The organism is Paenibacillus sp. FSL H7-0331, from assembly GCF_001956045.1.
Window position 1 is genome coordinate 1 of record NZ_MRTH01000020.1, and the last position, 15523, is coordinate 15523.

At 47.2% G+C, this 15523-nt stretch carries 14 protein-coding genes; 8 read left to right on the forward strand and 6 right to left on the reverse strand.

Annotated elements, in window-relative coordinates; all coding sequences use genetic code 11:
• Positions 1-229: 229 nt before the first annotated feature.
• Positions 230-1066 (reverse strand): helix-turn-helix transcriptional regulator, encoded by an 837-nt coding sequence (locus BK127_RS25460; RefSeq protein ID WP_076234346.1) that lies wholly within the window; start codon positions 1064-1066, stop codon positions 230-232.
• A 149-nt stretch (positions 1067-1215) separates the two neighbouring features.
• On the opposite strand from BK127_RS25460, the gene BK127_RS25465 reads away from it, so the two are divergent.
• Positions 1216-2598: an MFS transporter gene (locus BK127_RS25465; protein ID WP_256711445.1), complete on the forward strand. Its 1383-nt coding sequence runs from the start codon at positions 1216-1218 to the stop codon at positions 2596-2598.
• 149 nt (positions 2599-2747) lie between these two features.
• Here BK127_RS25465 and BK127_RS25470 read toward each other — a convergent pair whose 3' ends face one another.
• Positions 2748-3578: a phytanoyl-CoA dioxygenase family protein gene (locus tag BK127_RS25470; RefSeq protein ID WP_076234348.1), complete on the reverse strand. Its 831-nt coding sequence runs from the start codon at positions 3576-3578 to the stop codon at positions 2748-2750.
• Between the two features lie 166 nt (positions 3579-3744).
• Between BK127_RS25470 and BK127_RS25475 the strand changes: the two genes are divergently transcribed.
• Together BK127_RS25475 and BK127_RS25480 are read left to right on the forward strand one after the other, a co-directional pair.
• Positions 3745-4596 (forward strand): AraC family transcriptional regulator, encoded by an 852-nt coding sequence (locus BK127_RS25475; protein WP_076234349.1) that lies wholly within the window; start codon positions 3745-3747, stop codon positions 4594-4596.
• A gap of 14 nt (positions 4597-4610) precedes the next feature.
• A complete protein-coding gene (locus tag BK127_RS25480) occupies positions 4611-5492 on the forward strand; it encodes a helix-turn-helix domain-containing protein (RefSeq protein ID WP_076234445.1) in 882 nt (293 codons plus the stop codon).
• Between the two features lie 156 nt (positions 5493-5648).
• Here BK127_RS25480 and BK127_RS25485 read toward each other — a convergent pair whose 3' ends face one another.
• Together BK127_RS25485 and BK127_RS25490 are read right to left on the reverse strand one after the other, a co-directional pair.
• On the reverse strand, positions 5649-6701 hold the full coding sequence (locus BK127_RS25485; protein ID WP_256711446.1) for a Gfo/Idh/MocA family protein: 1053 nt from the start codon (positions 6699-6701) through the stop codon (positions 5649-5651).
• Positions 6702-6865: 164 nt separating this feature from the next.
• Entirely contained in the window at positions 6866-8980 is a 2115-nt protein-coding gene (locus BK127_RS25490) for an alpha-galactosidase (RefSeq protein ID WP_179097594.1), read from the reverse strand.
• A 185-nt stretch (positions 8981-9165) separates the two neighbouring features.
• Here BK127_RS25490 and BK127_RS25495 point away from each other — a divergent pair, with 185 nt between their 5' ends.
• Positions 9166-9969, forward strand: a complete 804-nt coding sequence (locus BK127_RS25495; protein WP_179097595.1) for a helix-turn-helix transcriptional regulator — start codon at positions 9166-9168, stop codon at positions 9967-9969.
• A gap of 41 nt (positions 9970-10010) precedes the next feature.
• On the opposite strand, the gene BK127_RS25500 is transcribed toward BK127_RS25495, so the two are convergent.
• Positions 10011-11210, reverse strand: a complete 1200-nt coding sequence (locus tag BK127_RS25500) for a XylR family transcriptional regulator (RefSeq protein WP_076234351.1) — start codon at positions 11208-11210, stop codon at positions 10011-10013.
• Between the two features lie 159 nt (positions 11211-11369).
• Here BK127_RS25500 and BK127_RS25505 point away from each other — a divergent pair, with 159 nt between their 5' ends.
• From BK127_RS25505 to BK127_RS25515, 3 genes are all read left to right on the forward strand, one after another.
• Positions 11370-12485, forward strand: a complete 1116-nt coding sequence (locus BK127_RS25505) for a Gfo/Idh/MocA family protein (protein WP_076234352.1) — start codon at positions 11370-11372, stop codon at positions 12483-12485.
• 26 nt (positions 12486-12511) lie between these two features.
• On the forward strand, positions 12512-13369 hold the full coding sequence (locus BK127_RS25510; RefSeq protein ID WP_076234353.1) for a DUF6807 domain-containing protein: 858 nt from the start codon (positions 12512-12514) through the stop codon (positions 13367-13369).
• 72 nt (positions 13370-13441) lie between these two features.
• Positions 13442-14137, forward strand: coding sequence for an NAD(P)-dependent oxidoreductase (locus tag BK127_RS25515; RefSeq protein ID WP_076234354.1), 696 nt, complete (start codon positions 13442-13444; stop codon positions 14135-14137).
• Positions 14138-14258: 121 nt separating this feature from the next.
• Here the strand turns inward: BK127_RS25515 and BK127_RS25520 are convergent, their stop codons facing one another.
• Positions 14259-14762, reverse strand: a complete 504-nt coding sequence (locus BK127_RS25520; protein ID WP_076234355.1) for an Rrf2 family transcriptional regulator — start codon at positions 14760-14762, stop codon at positions 14259-14261.
• Between the two features lie 230 nt (positions 14763-14992).
• Here BK127_RS25520 and BK127_RS25525 point away from each other — a divergent pair, with 230 nt between their 5' ends.
• The gene (locus BK127_RS25525) at positions 14993-15436 is read left to right on the forward strand and encodes a carboxymuconolactone decarboxylase family protein (RefSeq protein ID WP_076234356.1); all 444 of its coding nucleotides are present in this window, start codon (positions 14993-14995) and stop codon (positions 15434-15436) included.
• The last annotated feature ends 87 nt before the right edge of the window (positions 15437-15523 follow it).

Sequence of the window (15523 nt, forward strand, 5' to 3'; positions counted from 1 at the left end):
GCATAAGTTGATCCATGGTATATTGAATGTACAAAGAAACCGTTCCTTTCGTAAATGGTGGGTCGCACTTCCATTTTACCAAAGAACGGTTTCTTTTTGTTTGACGAAATTGCAAAGAGGGTGCCCCTCGCCATTTTCATGGCTTTTGGGACACCCTCTTTTGTGCTAACGGGTATAAACCGTATACTTGCGCAATTAGCACGAACTCGGGCTGATTTTGTAACGATAATTACTCTAATAGAAGCTTGCTCAGCTTGGAGATCGTATCATCATTTGAGGGTATATTGATCGTGACTGTAAGGTGGGAAGAATCTGTTACAAGAAACGAAATCTGATCAAATACGAGCAGACCGGCTGTCGGGTGATGATTGATTTTCTTACCTTCAGGACCATTCAGAACATCGTGCTTCGGCCACCATGCTCTAAATTCAGGGCTTGCTCGATTTAGTTCCTCGATGAGCTCCATCCACCAAGGATCACCGGCGAATTTTCCGTAGCTGGCTCGAAATTGAGCCAAACGATGCTGGGCATGAGTTTCCCAGTTTTCCTGAAGCAATAGCCGTACATACGGCGAAATGAACGTCCGCCATACAGTATTTCGCTCGCGTGTCGACATACTCTCATAGTTCCCGTAAATTATTCTAGCAGCCCTATTCCATGCAACAATATTCAGTCGCTGATCGGTAATATAGGCCGGACTCGTCCCTTGTAGGTCGAGGAAGCTTTGAAGTGTCTGACTAATGATGTTTTCGACTGGCGTCAGATCGGTAGGCAGTTGCTGTAGGGCTAACATAAATAAATGTTTCCGTTCATTGGAATCGAGCTGGAGAGCCCGTGCAATGCTGTCTAGCACTTGGGTGGATACATGAATGTCTCGAGCTTGCTCTAGCCATGTGTACCAGTCCACACTGACGCCCGAGAGTTGCGCTACTTCCCCGCGTCTAAGTCCCGGCGTGCGGCGACGGCCTCCATTAGGCAGACCCGCTTGCTCGGGTGAAATCCGGGCGCGGCGCGTCTTCAAAAACTGCGCCAGCTCATCAAGCCTCGTATGGTTTGATTGTTCCATTAACTCGCTCTGCCCCCTTATACGACTCCTATCGTCGGAGAATTACTCCTATGATAAACCCTCATCTTATTCTAGGATAAAATCTATTATACACTTTCCTTAAGACGAAATGGCGAATACTTAAATATTGCAATGGAAGGGGAATTACTTTGGAAAAAACATTACAATTACAGTCCAACAGTACCGGCAAGCTGGCCAAAGCGCTGTTGCTTCTCGGACTTTCGCTCGGTTATTTTATGGTACTCCTGGATATGACGGTGGTGAGCGTCGCGCTGCCGGCGATTCGAGACGAGTTGGGCGGAGGGATATCCGGCCTTCAATGGGTGGTCAACGCCTATACGATCGTATTTGCCGGTTTACTTCTATCAATGGGTGTGTTTGCAGACAAGCTTGGGGCTAAACGCGTCTATGCGGGTGGTCTGGCGATATTTCTTGCAGCTTCGGCCATATCGGCAGCCGTTTCGACGCTCGGTGCGCTTATCGGCTTACGTGCAATACTCGGAATAGGTGGTGCAGCTCTAATGCCAGCCTCGCTTACCCTGCTTGCCCATGCTTATCCTGGATCGGCTGAACGTGCCCGGGCGCTTGGCATTTGGGCGGCGGTTACCGGTGTAGCAATGGCGGCAGGACCTGTTGTCGGAGGGCTATTGGTGGACTCGTTCGGTTGGCGCAGCATATTCCTTCTCAATGTGCCGCTTGCAGGGATTAGTTTGATCATGACTTTCCTGTTCGTCAGGGAAACGGAACGTAAGCCGTGGCAAAGCTTTGACTTGGGGGGGCAAATCACGGCCATTGCAGCCATTGCTGCAGTCTCGTTCGGACTGATGGAGGGGGAAACGTACGGATGGGATTCCCCCATTATTTTGGCGGCATTTAGTCTGGCTCTGTTGGGAGCCATCCTGTTTTTGATTGTTGAAGCGAAAGGTAAGTCACCGTTACTTCCGTTAAGGCTATTTAGGAATGCGACGGTATCGGCCGGAATGCTTGCCGGGATGGCGATTAACATCGGCCTGTCGGGAATTCTATTTGTACTACCATTATTTTTCCAACAAATACGCGGATTATCGGCTCACATAGCCGGACTCGCGCTCCTTCCAATGATGATTCCACTGGCCTTCAATCCCATTCTGACCGGTCGAATTGTGGCCAGAATCGGGGCGCGGATACCGATGACTGTCGGCTTTAGTCTTGGAGCAGTGGGTACACTTCTGCAAGTATGGACCGAAGTGAACACGACCTATGCAATTACGCTGATTGGCTTGCTGCTGATTGGTTTCGGAGCATCCTTTACGATTCCCTCGTTGATGGCGGCCGTAATCTCTTCCGTCCCGAAGGAACAGACCGGTGCGATTTCAGGCGCTCTCAATTCAAGCCGCCAGCTTGGCGCGACGCTGGGGGTCGCCATCCTCGGCTCGATTCTGAGTGGCAGCAAATCGTTTATTGCCGGAATGCATATATCGCTTATCGTAACAGCTGTTATTTTGTTCGGTGGCAGTTTGCTATCGTTCGCATTTATCGGCAGAAAACAATAACGGTACTAAAACTTAGCTAACATCATATTTTTAAGCGTACAACGAGTGTTTCTCCTTCGGATTACCGCAAGTATGCAAAAAAATAAATAAACGCCCCGAACCTGGAAATTCGGGGTGTTTGTTTATTCTGATAACGGGAGCAGCAATTTTTAACATTCCGCCCCGGATAATTCGTTTGTAAACATTCTTTTGTATTCATGCGGACCGACCCGTACCGAGGATGCCGGCGCATAATGGAATTGCAGCGCTCTGCGCCGATCCGTTGAGAAATTATACGGTGTTCCGTGGTACAGCATGCCGTGAAAAAACAAAACACCACCCGGCTTCAGCGGAACAATGACGTCCCTTTCCACAGGTACCTGAATGTCACAGAGCTGCCAGTCGCGAATCGCATAATGAGGTGTAGCACCTTCCTGATGAGACCTTGGAATGACATGCATGCAGCCATTGTTGACGGTTGCCTCGTCCAAAGCAATCCACACTCCGATAACAGCCTTCGTATACGTTAAATTCCCGTAAGCCATATCCTGATGCCAGGGCTTCTCCCCGCCGCCGTGAGGAGGCTTCAAAAGAGCCATATCCTGAATGAGCACAGGCTCTTCTCCGAAAATCTGCCGAATTACGTTAATAATCTTCGGATGGTAAGCAACTGCTTTAAGCCGCTCCTCTTCATTCACAAATTCAGAAACCTTACGAATGGCAAGCTCCCGTTCTTCTAGGGTATGAAGCTCCTTCTCCGGTTTTGAAAATTGCAGCTTGGCCCCTTTGCGGTCAACAAAAGCAAGATCCATGAGTCCCTCAATGGCAGTATTCACAACAGCCTGGTCGAGCAGAGGATCAATGGAAAGAAATCCATCTCTTCTATATTCCTGAATATGCTGATCTAGAAGCTCGTCTTTTCCCTTTAGACTTACATGCACCTTATCGTATCGATATAATTCGTTGTTGATTTGTTCAGGGGTTAATTCTACCTTACTCATTTTTCATTCCTCCTATTGATTTTATGGTGATTTCCTTAATTCAAAGATACCATAAAGAGAGACTAAGGCAGAATGGAAGCAGTGTCATATTTTTTGTACTCAAATGCTATTTGTTTTGGTATGCTATAGCTATCGCATCAATTTGGCAATAAGGAGGAATAGCTGCATGTCTGAATATAGCCCATTGCTGAACAGGTTTAACGAGGTGTATTTTACAGTTAGCGGGACTTTTGGCAAATATCGCTGTGAGCCGACCTGGTCATGGCAGCCACCTTCTTTTCATGATTATGATGTGTGGTATGCCGTATCAGGTCAAGGCCAAATGCAAATTAATGATGTCAGTTACGACATTCAGCCTGGCTCCTGCTTTGTTATTCGACCCGGCGACCGAGTTACGGCGGAGCAGAACCCGCACCATATGCTTACAGTACTATTCTGCCATTTTATTGTGAATGATATCACCAAAGAGGCAGCAGAAACCTTGATCCTGCCCGATAAGCGCTGTGTGAACTTTCGTGAAATGTCAGCGATTGAGCCGCTGCTTCAGCAATTAATTGAATTGGCGCATCGTCAGGCAGAGGATGACCCCATTGAAATTAACCTTCTGCTCAAGCTGATTCTTACCCGTTGGATTCGGGAGTCCGAACGGCAGAGCATGCCGCATCAGAGCTATTATCATAAGCAGATTATATTAAAAATCCAAGATTCCATCCGGCTCTCTCTTTCTGAAACGGTTAATTATGAATCACTGGCAAAATCGATCGGATTCACAGCGCGTTATGTGAGCAAGCTGATGAAGGAGTACACTGGAATTACATTAAAAGAAACGGTTACCAAGCTGCGAATGGAGCGCGCGGTTCATCTGCTTACCGAAACGACGATGTCTGTGACCGAGATATCGAGTGCGCTTGGTTACACGGACATTTATACCTTCAGCAAGCTTTTTAAACGCCATTTCGGTTACGCGCCTTCCAGACTTCGTTCGTTGAACCCTGCAGATACGGGGAACGACGGGTGAAAGGAGCTGCCTCATTGAACGAAATTTATATGCACGCCGCACGATTGCCTCTAATCCGAGATGTAGGATCTACGTTAACAGGAAATGGCTGGATTCATCCGGATCGGGTGGCGGACTATCATGTTCTCATCTTTGTGATTGAGGGCGAGATGCAAGTGTTTGAAGCGGGTAAGGAATACAGGATAAGAGAAGGAGAGGTTCTCTTTCTGAAAAGCGGAATTCATCATTGGGGAGAGAACGGGACCCGTCCTGGTACCACTACACTCTGGATTCATTTCTATGATAATCTGGGTGACCCCGGGCAGGCTGAAGAGACGGAGCCTATGAACCATCAGCCCATGCTGATGCCCGCCTCTACCTTGTATTCACCTGAGCAGTATGATTTCAGCTTTGCACTTCCCAAGATGATTAAGGTGAAGAACGCTCCCTTTATGAATAGAAAGCTAAAAGAGCTGCACGATTTGTACAACGCTCCCCGACATTTTCACCATCTCTATTTAAGTATGGGGTCTTTGGACATTTTTCTGGATCTTGTCCGGCAATCCCAAGAGAATCAAATGCTTAGTAGATCGGATACGGTTGTACGCAGGCTGGTCAAATATTTGGATGAGCACAGTCACATGGAGCTGGATACCGATCGCATACATAACGATTTTCAATTAAACTACCAATACCTGAGCACGCTGTTCAAAACCAAAATGGGTACAAGTATGTTCAAATACCATGAAAGATTAAGAATTCACCATGCAGCGGAAATGCTGAAGAACACTTCCATGAATATTTCGGAGGTTAGCGACAAAATGGGTTATGCCAGCCCCTATTATTTCAGCCGGGTATTCAAAAAGGTGATGGGGGAATCACCCTCGGAGTATATTAAAAATATATACCGGATGTAATAATTGAAGCGAGGCAAAGCCAAATATCCGCCTGCGTAACAGGCGGTATTTACTATAATAACAATGGCTACTCGAAGCTTGGAATCACGACTTCTATACCGCCATTTATAGCGGATTCATGAGCGCATATACCCGCTGCCGACCAATTGGCAGCAGTTATCGCATCAATAGCAGGCTTGCGCTCTTCGACAATGCTGATGACAAATTCATGTACGAGATGAGGGTGCGAGCCATGGTGGCCGTTGCCTGCAGAACGGATTGATGAGGATTGTCCGGGTCCAGTTCATCCTGGTGAGTAATATAGTAGGCAAGCTCAGGTGGAAGCAAATCCGCTCTGGCTGGGGGCGTGACTCTTTCAACTGAAACATCTCTTCCGCGATCCGGTTTCTTAGGACCCATCCTGAACAGAACCTGAGCCTCATCTTCCATATGCCATTCCATCGCAGCTTTATCGCCATAAATATTGAAGCTTTCCATATATCCTCTGGCTGTTTCGAATAATGACCGAGTTACCTCTGCACTCAAATCCCCCATGCTCAATTGGAATATGGCTGTTTCAATTGGATAAGGGTTACCATATTGTGTTTTCAATTCCTCTTGCATAACCCCCGAACCAAAGCAATGAACCTTTGTCGCACGAGCATTGGCTATAGCTAATAGGGGGGCTACTGCATGTGTCGCATAGTGCATAGGAGGTAATCCCATCCAATAGGAAGGCCAGTTATCCATGTTCTGATAATGGGCTCCTCTTAAGAACTGGATGCGTCCGAACTCTCCCTTTTGAAACATTTCCTTGGCGAATAGGTACTGATACGTATAAACGGTGGTTTCCATCATCATGTAATTTTTTTGGCTTTGCTTTTGTGCAGCGATGATCGCATGAATGTCTTCAATTGTTGTCGCCATAGGTACGGTACAAGCGCAATGCTTGCCTGAGTTCAGGACAGCTATCGATTGCTGGGCATGCTGGGGAATAGGGGACACCAGATGAACGGCATCGTATTCGTCCAATTGGAGAATTTCCTCCAGATCTGTATGTCTCCTTGTAAAACCAAATTTATCGCCATACTGATTCAGCAGCTCCGCGTTGGTATCGCAAATGCCTACATATTCGACATCAGGATGTGCATGATAAATGGGTGCGAATGCACCTCCGAACCTCAATCCAACAACAGCGATCCGAATTTTTTTGTTTTTTTTGTTATCCATAATGGGTGACTTCCTCTCTCTGTAGGTTACTCGATTCACTTACTAGTATTACAAATAAAAAGGTTCATGTGAATGAATGAAAACATAGAATAGCTGTACTTTATTCTGGTAAGCAAAAAGATAAGGAAGGAACGGTCTCCCTATCTTTTTGCGTCAATCTAGTGTTAATCAGTCCAAAGCCTGTGAGTAGCTGGAGTCTCGATATCCGATTGATATCGATATACAGCAAAAGAAAATGGCTGATTCAGCTTGAACCTATAGCGACTTGACGCATCCGGTTGAAGCAGCACGGTTTCCATGGCTGTTACGCCATCTCCTGACCATGCGCCACCCTCGCACCTGATCAAGCATTGAAGTTGAATCTCGCTGTCAGATACTTCCCAGAGGTCGAATGAATGGGCAGGGGTATCACAACGTTCGCGATAAATGATTAACAGGCCTGTTCCACTTGACCCACTCAAAGACTGGAAACCTGTCCAGCCAAGGCCGGAGGGCTCGCTGCCGATGGGAAGAACGGTTCCGCCGAGGAGCTCGGCTTGAAGGGGAGTATAGGCCGAAAGCATAGTGCCGAGCAGGTTGCGGTTTTCATCACTAAGCCCGGTTAACTCCATCCACGCCAAAGGATTCGCAGCCATCGTTACACCGAATGAATAAGCAAAACCGCATTTGCCTGGTGACAGCGGATCTTTTTCGTACAGCTGCTGATTACGCTCGACATTGAGGAATTCCATTTGCAGCCTGCGAGTGGGTACGTACTTACTGAGCATCCATAGATTACGCAGGGTATAGTGCGGATAATAATTGGTCCAATCCGTATATCGATTTTCCAGGAATAGGCATCCATATTGATTACGGCCGTAATAGCCAGTTCTGATTTGGGCAGTCGTGTCCAGATTGAAGCACACGGCTGAGCCGCTTTCCCTTATAGTCTGCTCCATCATGTTGTTCAAGTTGACTTCACCGGCTTTGGAAGTAATATTAATCCCATCCAGCTTGAAATAACAGATTCCATAGCTTTTGTGTAGACGAAGCAAAGTAGCTGCATCCCGCTGCCAATTACTGAAATTGTTGGAGGAATCCGGTGAAAACCATAGCCCAAGCTTGATGCTATGCTGAGCTGCGAGATTAACAATCGGTTCAAGCCCTCTTGGGAAGCGTTCCTGGTTCACCTGCCAGAAGTTATCCTGATAATCATAGTACCCACTCCAGACTCCCCCTGAGATGACGGAATTTGAGGTCGCCCCTTGCTGCCAGCCATCATCGATCTGAAATATACCGATTCCCATCTGAGCCGCTGCTTCCAGCTCTGTGAACAGGAAATCCTCGTTTACTCGCCCATCCTTCGAGCGATCTCCCCATGTGTTGCTCATCACAAAGCTGTCCAGTTCGGGCTTAAAGCGGCGGATCGAGCTTTGGTAATCGTGTAGTGCCTGAAGCGCAATTGTGTCTGTGCCTGAGGCAACACCTACGACGGATCCATAAGCCGGCATATACCGATCTGGACTCAGATCGGCATCAGTTAGCCCAGCACCCGTCATAAATACGCGTTTTCCGATAAAACGATAATCATATCCCGGGTATTGCAGCTGGCCAAGTGAGGTCGGAGACTCCTTGAGAAAGAAAAGCTTGCTCTTAGTGAACGGATTGCTTACAAATAGAATACTGGCAGATAAATCGCTTTTTTCATTAACATAGAATAAACCGCTATCCTCACTCACCAGGTTGTTGTGGTGATCCGTCACATCGCGAAGAATGGCAGAGGACCAGCGTCCATGACGTTCCCGGAAAGGCAGTGCGTCCACATAATCGACAGGAAGATGGGATATGGCCTTGTTGTTGTCATCTAGCTGCAGATCAATTCCTGCTGCAGTTCCATTAGCTGCTGCGGAATGATCAGAATCGCTTGCCTCTGTGAGCTTCACTGAAACTTCATGACGCAGATAGGGACGCTCTGGATATAACCGGGTAACCAGCAGCACGCTGAAACGGGCATATTCCAGCTTCAAAGTGACCCTTAAATGCTCTTCGGCGACTGTATAATCATTTTCTACGGCTGCTTCCACGTTGGAAATCAGGAGTCTCGTATCCGTTAAAAAGGGAAATCGGAACATGGGCATTGGCTGCGAGTTCTCTATCCATTGGTCGTCCGTGCTCTTGTCCAGAAGAGATTGTGAAATCGGGACACCACTGGACAAATCCCACGATCGCTCAATACGCGAATTGCCTACAGTGAAAAGCGAGCCTTCATAATGGTAGAAGCAGTCTTGAAATTGGGACATACAGATAACCTCCATGTTAGTATTATAGTATTTGGTTGTGGTAAGCTATTACTAGCGTATAATGGTTTGAATAAGTAATCAATCGAAAATAATTGTTGGAGTGGTATTATATTGTGGTTAAATCCTTAGGGTTTCGATATGTTAAAGAAGATGATCGACATCTGATGCGTATTCTCTCGATTGGTATGGAAAGTTCCCACGATGAAGGTTATTCATGGGAGGGAAGCAAACGGGAGGGAGGCGGATTTATTTTTCAGTTCACATTATCCGGAGAAGGACGGCTTCGCGTAGGTCCTCAGGTGCTCAGCATACCTGCCGGGCAGGCCTTCCTTGTGAAGGTGCCAAGCGATCACTGCTACTATTACGAATCAGCAACCGCTATTCCGTGGGAATTCATATGGCTGCGCTTCGACGGACCAGGCGTGGAGGAATTGTGCTTCAGTATCATGAACAGAACCGGTCCGGTTCTGTCGTTGCAGCGCAGTGCAGGTCCTATAATGCTGTTAGAGAGGCTTTACGAAGATTTGCTTCAAGAGCGGTTGGCTGAGGACAAATATTTAATCTCGCTGAGAATGTACGAGTGGATGATGTCACTGCTTCGCGTCTCAGTTCAAGGCGTGGATGAGAATGGCCATATCCCCGATACCTTCCGTAAAGCGGTGGGTTATATGGATCAATATTACGCGGAATCGATTCAACTCAGTGAAGTAGCGGCCTTCGCAGGATTGTCCAAGCACCATCTGTGCCGGATGTTTCCCAAATATTATGGCTTTACCCCTATCCATTATCTGCGTCGCAAGCGGATTCAGGAATCACTTAAACTGTTAAGAGACACAGGGTTGCCTGCCCAGGAGATTGCTTTAAGAACCGGGTTTGATAATCTCGGTTATTTCGGTAAGGTTTTTCGCGCCCTAATGGGGATGACACCCACCGAATTCAGAGGCAAGCGGAATGATTTAAATGTGGATTCGATCAAGCTGTTAGGTTAAGCGACAGGGTATAGAAAGCAGAGGAACAGCCTAACGCGCCTTCAAAGGGTTATGCCCTTATGATGCTCCCTGAAAGCCCCGGGGGACATGCCGGTGAATTTCTTAAAAGCAACACCCATGTACTCCGGATGCTTATAACCGAGGCGCTCCGCTATGACAGGCAGCGTCCAGTCGGTTTCTGATAAAAGCCGCATCAGGAGCTTCATCCTTACCTGGATGATTTCCTCATGAGGAGTCCGATCAAGCGCATTCATAAACCTGTGGTCGAGCGACCGGCGGGAGAGCGGAATATGACGCAGTACATCCTCGACCTTCAAATCCTCATACGCATGCTCACGGATGAACTGGATAGCACTCGATACGTAAGGGTCCTCAACGGCAATAACATCGGTCGACATACGGGTTATCACCTTTACAGGTTCTATGAGATAGGTCTGAGGGGCGATTGTTTCTCCGGACATCATTCTATCCAACAAGGAAGCTGCCAAATAACCGCTTTTGACCGTATCCGGCTGTATGCTGGATAAAGGAGGAGATGAAAGGTTACAGAGCAAATCGTCATTATCTACGCCTATGATGGCAGCCTGCTCGGGAACGGTAACGCCGGCGAGTCGGCATGCCTCCAGAAGCGACTGGGCTGTGATATCATAACAAGCCATAATGCCAATGGGCTTGGGCAGCTGTTGGAGCCACTCAGCCATCAACAGCCGTTCATCCATCACCGTCGATTTGGACTCATGCTGAAAGGTATGTACGGTGTATCCTTTTTTTTGCTGCAAATAATGCTCGAAATGCTTGCCACGCTCAACAGACCAGCGAAATCCGGGGTCTCCGCAATAAGCGTAATGCTTCAAGCCCCGACTTGATAGATGCTCGGCAGCCCAGATCGCAATGGTCTCATTATGGGTCTCAACGCATGGCAAATATTCGAGCAGTCGGGAAGCGCTCAAATCAACAGTAGGCACATTTAACATTCGAACGTATTCGGCAATCTCCTTATTTTCAATACGGGCTAATATTCCGTCACCTCTCCAATTATTCAACCAGGATAGATCTGTTCCAAGTCGGCTGTGTTCTCCTAAATATATGGACCAAGGTCGATGTGTACGGATATAAGATTTGATGCCGGCAAGCAGCCCACGTGCGTATTCATTTGAAGTTTCGATGAGCAGAGCGACATGCTTTTGCGGCTTCTCAATTGCTGCCTCCCTACGTATGTGTACAGATGTGAAATTACTCATAATACAACCTCCGGTCACAACCTTTTTCTTTATATATAAGCCTTTAATTTCAATAAGTCAAATGTAAAAAATCTAAGGAAGTGTACAAAAAAACTCATCGACCCGTTGACCGGAATTAGACTAATATAAGGTTAGTAATTGAAGGTTGGGAGGATATCCATGGATAAAAAAGTAAGAATCGCCATAGCGGGTCTAGGGTTCGGTGCAGAATTTATTCCTATCTATCAGCAGCATCCTGATGCACAGCTGGTGGCCGTGTGCCAGAGATCGGAGGAGAAGCTGAAGCAGGTTGCTGATCATTTTGGCATATCGAAGCGATACAATAATTATGAAGCTATGCTGAAGGATCCTGATATCGATGCCGTACATATCAATACACCCATTCCTGATCATGCTGAGCAAAGCATAGCCGCCCTTCGTGCAGGCAAACATGTGGCTTGTACAGTTCCAATGGCAACCTCCATCGAGGATTGCCATCGAATCGTGGAAGCCCAGCAGCAGTCGGGGAAGTATTATATGATGATGGAAACAGCGGTTTATACAAGAGAGTTTTTTTATGCCAAAGAACTGCTCGATACGGGTAAGCTTGGAAGGATACAATTTCTGCGGGGAGCCCACCAACAGGATATGACCGGGTGGCCGGGATATTGGGAGGGACTGCCTCCCATGTATTATGCGACCCATGCCGTAAGTCCGCTGCTGGCGCTTGCCAATCGTGATGCGGACGCGGTCAGCTGCCTAGGATCGGGAAGGATCGATGAGCAACTAGCGGCAAAATACGGCTCGCCGTTTGCTGTTGAATCCGCCTTGTTTCAGCTGCGTGATTCGGAGCTGGCAATGGAAGTAACACGATCGCTATTTAATACTTCCAGAGAGTATATCGAAAGCTTTGATGTATATGGAGACCGGATGAGCTTCGAATGGCAGCAGTTGGAGCACGAGATACCGGTTGTCTTTAACGGAGAGGTGGGCCAAAGGGTGAAGATACCCGATTATGGGAGTCGGTTGCCAGAGGCGATTCGCAGTTTTACCACCAAAGGTATCTATGACGACACCGGGAATCAGCATCTTTCCTTCATTCAGGGCAGTGGACACGGAGGCTCCCATCCGCATTTGGCGCATGAATTTGTACGGAGTATCCTTGAGAACCGGGCACCCTTTCCCGATGTGTTCACTTCGGCGAATTGGACCAGTGCCGGTCTATGCGCTCATGAATCGGCTATGAAACAGGGGTCTCAGATAAAGCTTCCGAATTTTAGAAAGTCAGGTATCTAATATGAGAAACAGGAGTGGTGAGCACATTGTCAACCGCTATTAAGCCATCTTTGTATGTGGAGAACCACCCTGATAGCTTGCTGATCTACCGGAAGGGTCAACCAGAGCCAATTCTCGTTCAAAATGCGCTAAGTAATTCAAGGCCGTTTATTCATCCTATAGTGGCTCCGGATGGCGCAGGTGTACTTACAGAAAATGAGCCAACTCATCATCCATGGCAGCATGGGCTTTATGTTGGACTCAATGCTGTGAACGGAATCGGATTTTGGAGCGAAGGGCTTGGAGGCAACAAGGAGCTGGACGGAACCTTTCATCCTCGTCCTCTGGAGTCCGCGCAGGTCACGGAAAATCGGGCATCATGGAACGTTCATGCCGAGTGGCGGGACCCACGAGGAGTGCCGATGCTGCAAGAACAGCAGAATTGGTCCTTAACAGATTTGGGTGATCGGTACGAGCTGGATCTGAGCTGGCAGCTCATAGCAGATATAGATCTCACCTTCGGGCAGTATGCCTATGGAGGCTTGTTTATTCGTATGCCTTACCGTCAAGAGAGGGGTGGGGAGGTGTGCAACAGCGAGGGAAATCGCAATTTGGAAGCAGAGGCAAAGCGGGCTCGCTGGGTCGCCGTGAGCATGCCAATAGAAGGCCGGGATAATTCAGCTGGTGTTGCCATCCTGGACCATAGCTCCAATCCCGAGCATCCGGTTCCGTGGCGAGTGGATAGAGAGTTGGGGATTAGTCCGAGCTGCTGCATCGCAGGTGAATGGAAGCTGTCCAAGGGAGAGAGCACCTCATTTAAGCATCGCATTGTCGTGTTTGGTGGTGAAGCTCAACCAGCATTAATTGAAGAATCATGGAATTTATTCTGCGGGAGGATAAAATAAAATGAGCAACATCAGGAAACCTTCATCAGTACCAGACCTTACGCGAGCGATAGGCCGCAGGAGGTCATTGATTTGCTCAAGGAAAGAGGCGTCCGTGTCTATATTCAACCATCCGAGGGTTACTGGGGACAGTCTGTTTCGGAGTTTGGCTTGGCCTTAACGTTATGTGCATTAAGGCGGATTCCGCAGACCCATCACGAGATGATTACAAGCCAGCAGCCTTGGAGTCATCCGCTCGAGCAGTTTGGCGACGACCCGCGATTCGTCAACGGCACAGTGGCGGGCAAACGGATCCGGATCGTCGGAGCGGGCAATATCGCGAGCCGCTATGCCAGCTTTGTCAGTATGCTGGGCGCCGATGTCGCTACCTGGGATCCTTTCGCTCCAGAGCCTGCTTTTCACCGTGCAGGAAGCAGGAAAGAATGGTATTTGGAGAAACTTGTACAGGATGCGGACATTTTTGTTCCCATGGTTCCATTAACCGAAAGCACGAAAGGATTGATTACCGCAGAGCATATCGGCATGCTGCCCAAGGGCTGTATCGTTGTATTGGCGACGCGTGCAGAAATTTGCGATATGCAGGAACTAAGGAGAAGAGTTCTTGCTGACGAAATAAGTCTTGCCGCCGACGTGTTTGATGTAGAGCCGTTATCTTTGGATGACCCGCTGCTCGGCAGGCACAATGTCGTTCATACGCCTCATAATGCGGGGAGAACGAAGGAAGCCAACTATAAGTGGGCAGAGATGCTGGCAGAGCAGTTCCGGTAAAAATCATCCCTACCTGAGCAAGAGCACGTTCGAATGGTGCCTGCGTTAGAAAAAAGCTTGGACTATCGGTTAAGATAGCTCAAGCTTTTTTGACTTCTTTGGAAGAGCTATAGTTTCACCATTAAACATGGTTGCTATTAGCAAAATACTCACGAGTATCTTTGCGCGATTGAGGGGTTAATACGCGATCAAGCTCTTCATTCAACCAAGTAAGTGACTTGTTACGCAGAACATTGCGCATACTCTCTTCAGCTTCAAGCATAGCTAAGTTAATCACACAGGGAGAAGCTAGAGAGCATGCTGCATAGTCTTCATCACGGCATAGATAGCTATTATTTTTGATGTTTTTACATTGAAAAATGGGGGTAGTACCTTCTACAGCTTCAACGACATCCCAAAAAGAAATATCCGAAGGAGACTTGGCTAATTTATAGCCTCCTTTAACACCAGGGACAGAGCTAACGATACCAGCTTTTGTTAATTTACTAAAAATCTTTGAAAGATAGGTCTCCGGAACACCTTGAAAAGCGGAAAGCTCTTTAATGCCAATGGTAGAATCGGGAGGAGTATCAATTAAATATATCAAGCAATGCAGTCCATATTCTACGCCAATACTATACTGCATCCAAACACCTGCTCTCTAGATATAAAAGTTGTTATAAATCATCTTAGGTGGATTTAAAGTCCTTGTCAAATATGGGTATGGGTATTTTGAGCTAATGGACTCATGATTTTTTGGTTGACAGCCATAAATTAAAGAGTTATATTGTGGTCACAGTAAATCGTCGATTAATATTGTCGACGTTATACTTATAGAGGCAAGATCAAATTTATTATTCCATGGAGGAGATTACTATGAAGGTTAGATTAAATCATATCAATGCAAGCCCAGGTGCTCTGCAGGCGATGATGAAGCTGGAAGGGTATATTAAGACAAGTGGGTTAGATGCAAAGCTATATGAATTTATTAAGATCAGAGCCTCACAAATTAACGGGTGTGCTTATTGTATAGACATGCATACACGGGATTCGCGGAAAATGGGCGAGACGGAGCAGCGGATTTATTTACTTAACGCGTGGCGCGAAGCACCTTTTTATTCCGACAAAGAAAGAGTGGTGCTTGAGCTTACGGAAGCTGTAACCCGTATTTCCGAGCAAGGCGTGCCGCAGGATTTGTATGAGAGAGTTCGGGCACATGTGGATGAGGCAGAATATGTGGCAATCATTATGGCTATCAATACTATTAATGCGTGGAATCGAATCGCCATCTCCACGGGAATGTTCCCTGAGAAGGAGTAAAAAGAAGCTTAGTAATCAGTTTCGCTAATCATTTAAATTAATTCTAATATGTAGTAAAAAAACGGAATCGGGTGTGACAAGGATTCA

What these genes read in the sequence shown, in the direction of transcription:
- BK127_RS25505 (WP_076234352.1), top strand. Translation starts at nt 11,370, where the DNA reads ATGGATAAAAAAGTAAGAATCGCCATAGCGGGTCTAGGGTTCGGTGCA.
- BK127_RS25490 (WP_179097594.1), bottom strand. Translation starts at nt 8,980, where the DNA reads ATGTCCCAATTTCAAGACTGCTTCTACCATTATGAAGGCTCGCTTTTC.
- BK127_RS25470 (WP_076234348.1), bottom strand. Translation starts at nt 3,578, where the DNA reads ATGAGTAAGGTAGAATTAACCCCTGAACAAATCAACAACGAATTATAT.
- BK127_RS25500 (WP_076234351.1), bottom strand. Translation starts at nt 11,210, where the DNA reads ATGAGTAATTTCACATCTGTACACATACGTAGGGAGGCAGCAATTGAG.
- BK127_RS25520 (WP_076234355.1), bottom strand. Translation starts at nt 14,762, where the DNA reads ATGCAGTATAGTATTGGCGTAGAATATGGACTGCATTGCTTGATATAT.
- BK127_RS25475 (WP_076234349.1), top strand. Translation starts at nt 3,745, where the DNA reads ATGTCTGAATATAGCCCATTGCTGAACAGGTTTAACGAGGTGTATTTT.
- BK127_RS25485 (WP_256711446.1), bottom strand. Translation starts at nt 6,701, where the DNA reads ATGGATAACAAAAAAAACAAAAAAATTCGGATCGCTGTTGTTGGATTG.
- BK127_RS25525 (WP_076234356.1), top strand. Translation starts at nt 14,993, where the DNA reads ATGAAGGTTAGATTAAATCATATCAATGCAAGCCCAGGTGCTCTGCAG.
- BK127_RS25460 (WP_076234346.1), bottom strand. Translation starts at nt 1,066, where the DNA reads ATGGAACAATCAAACCATACGAGGCTTGATGAGCTGGCGCAGTTTTTG.
- BK127_RS25495 (WP_179097595.1), top strand. Translation starts at nt 9,166, where the DNA reads ATGGAAAGTTCCCACGATGAAGGTTATTCATGGGAGGGAAGCAAACGG.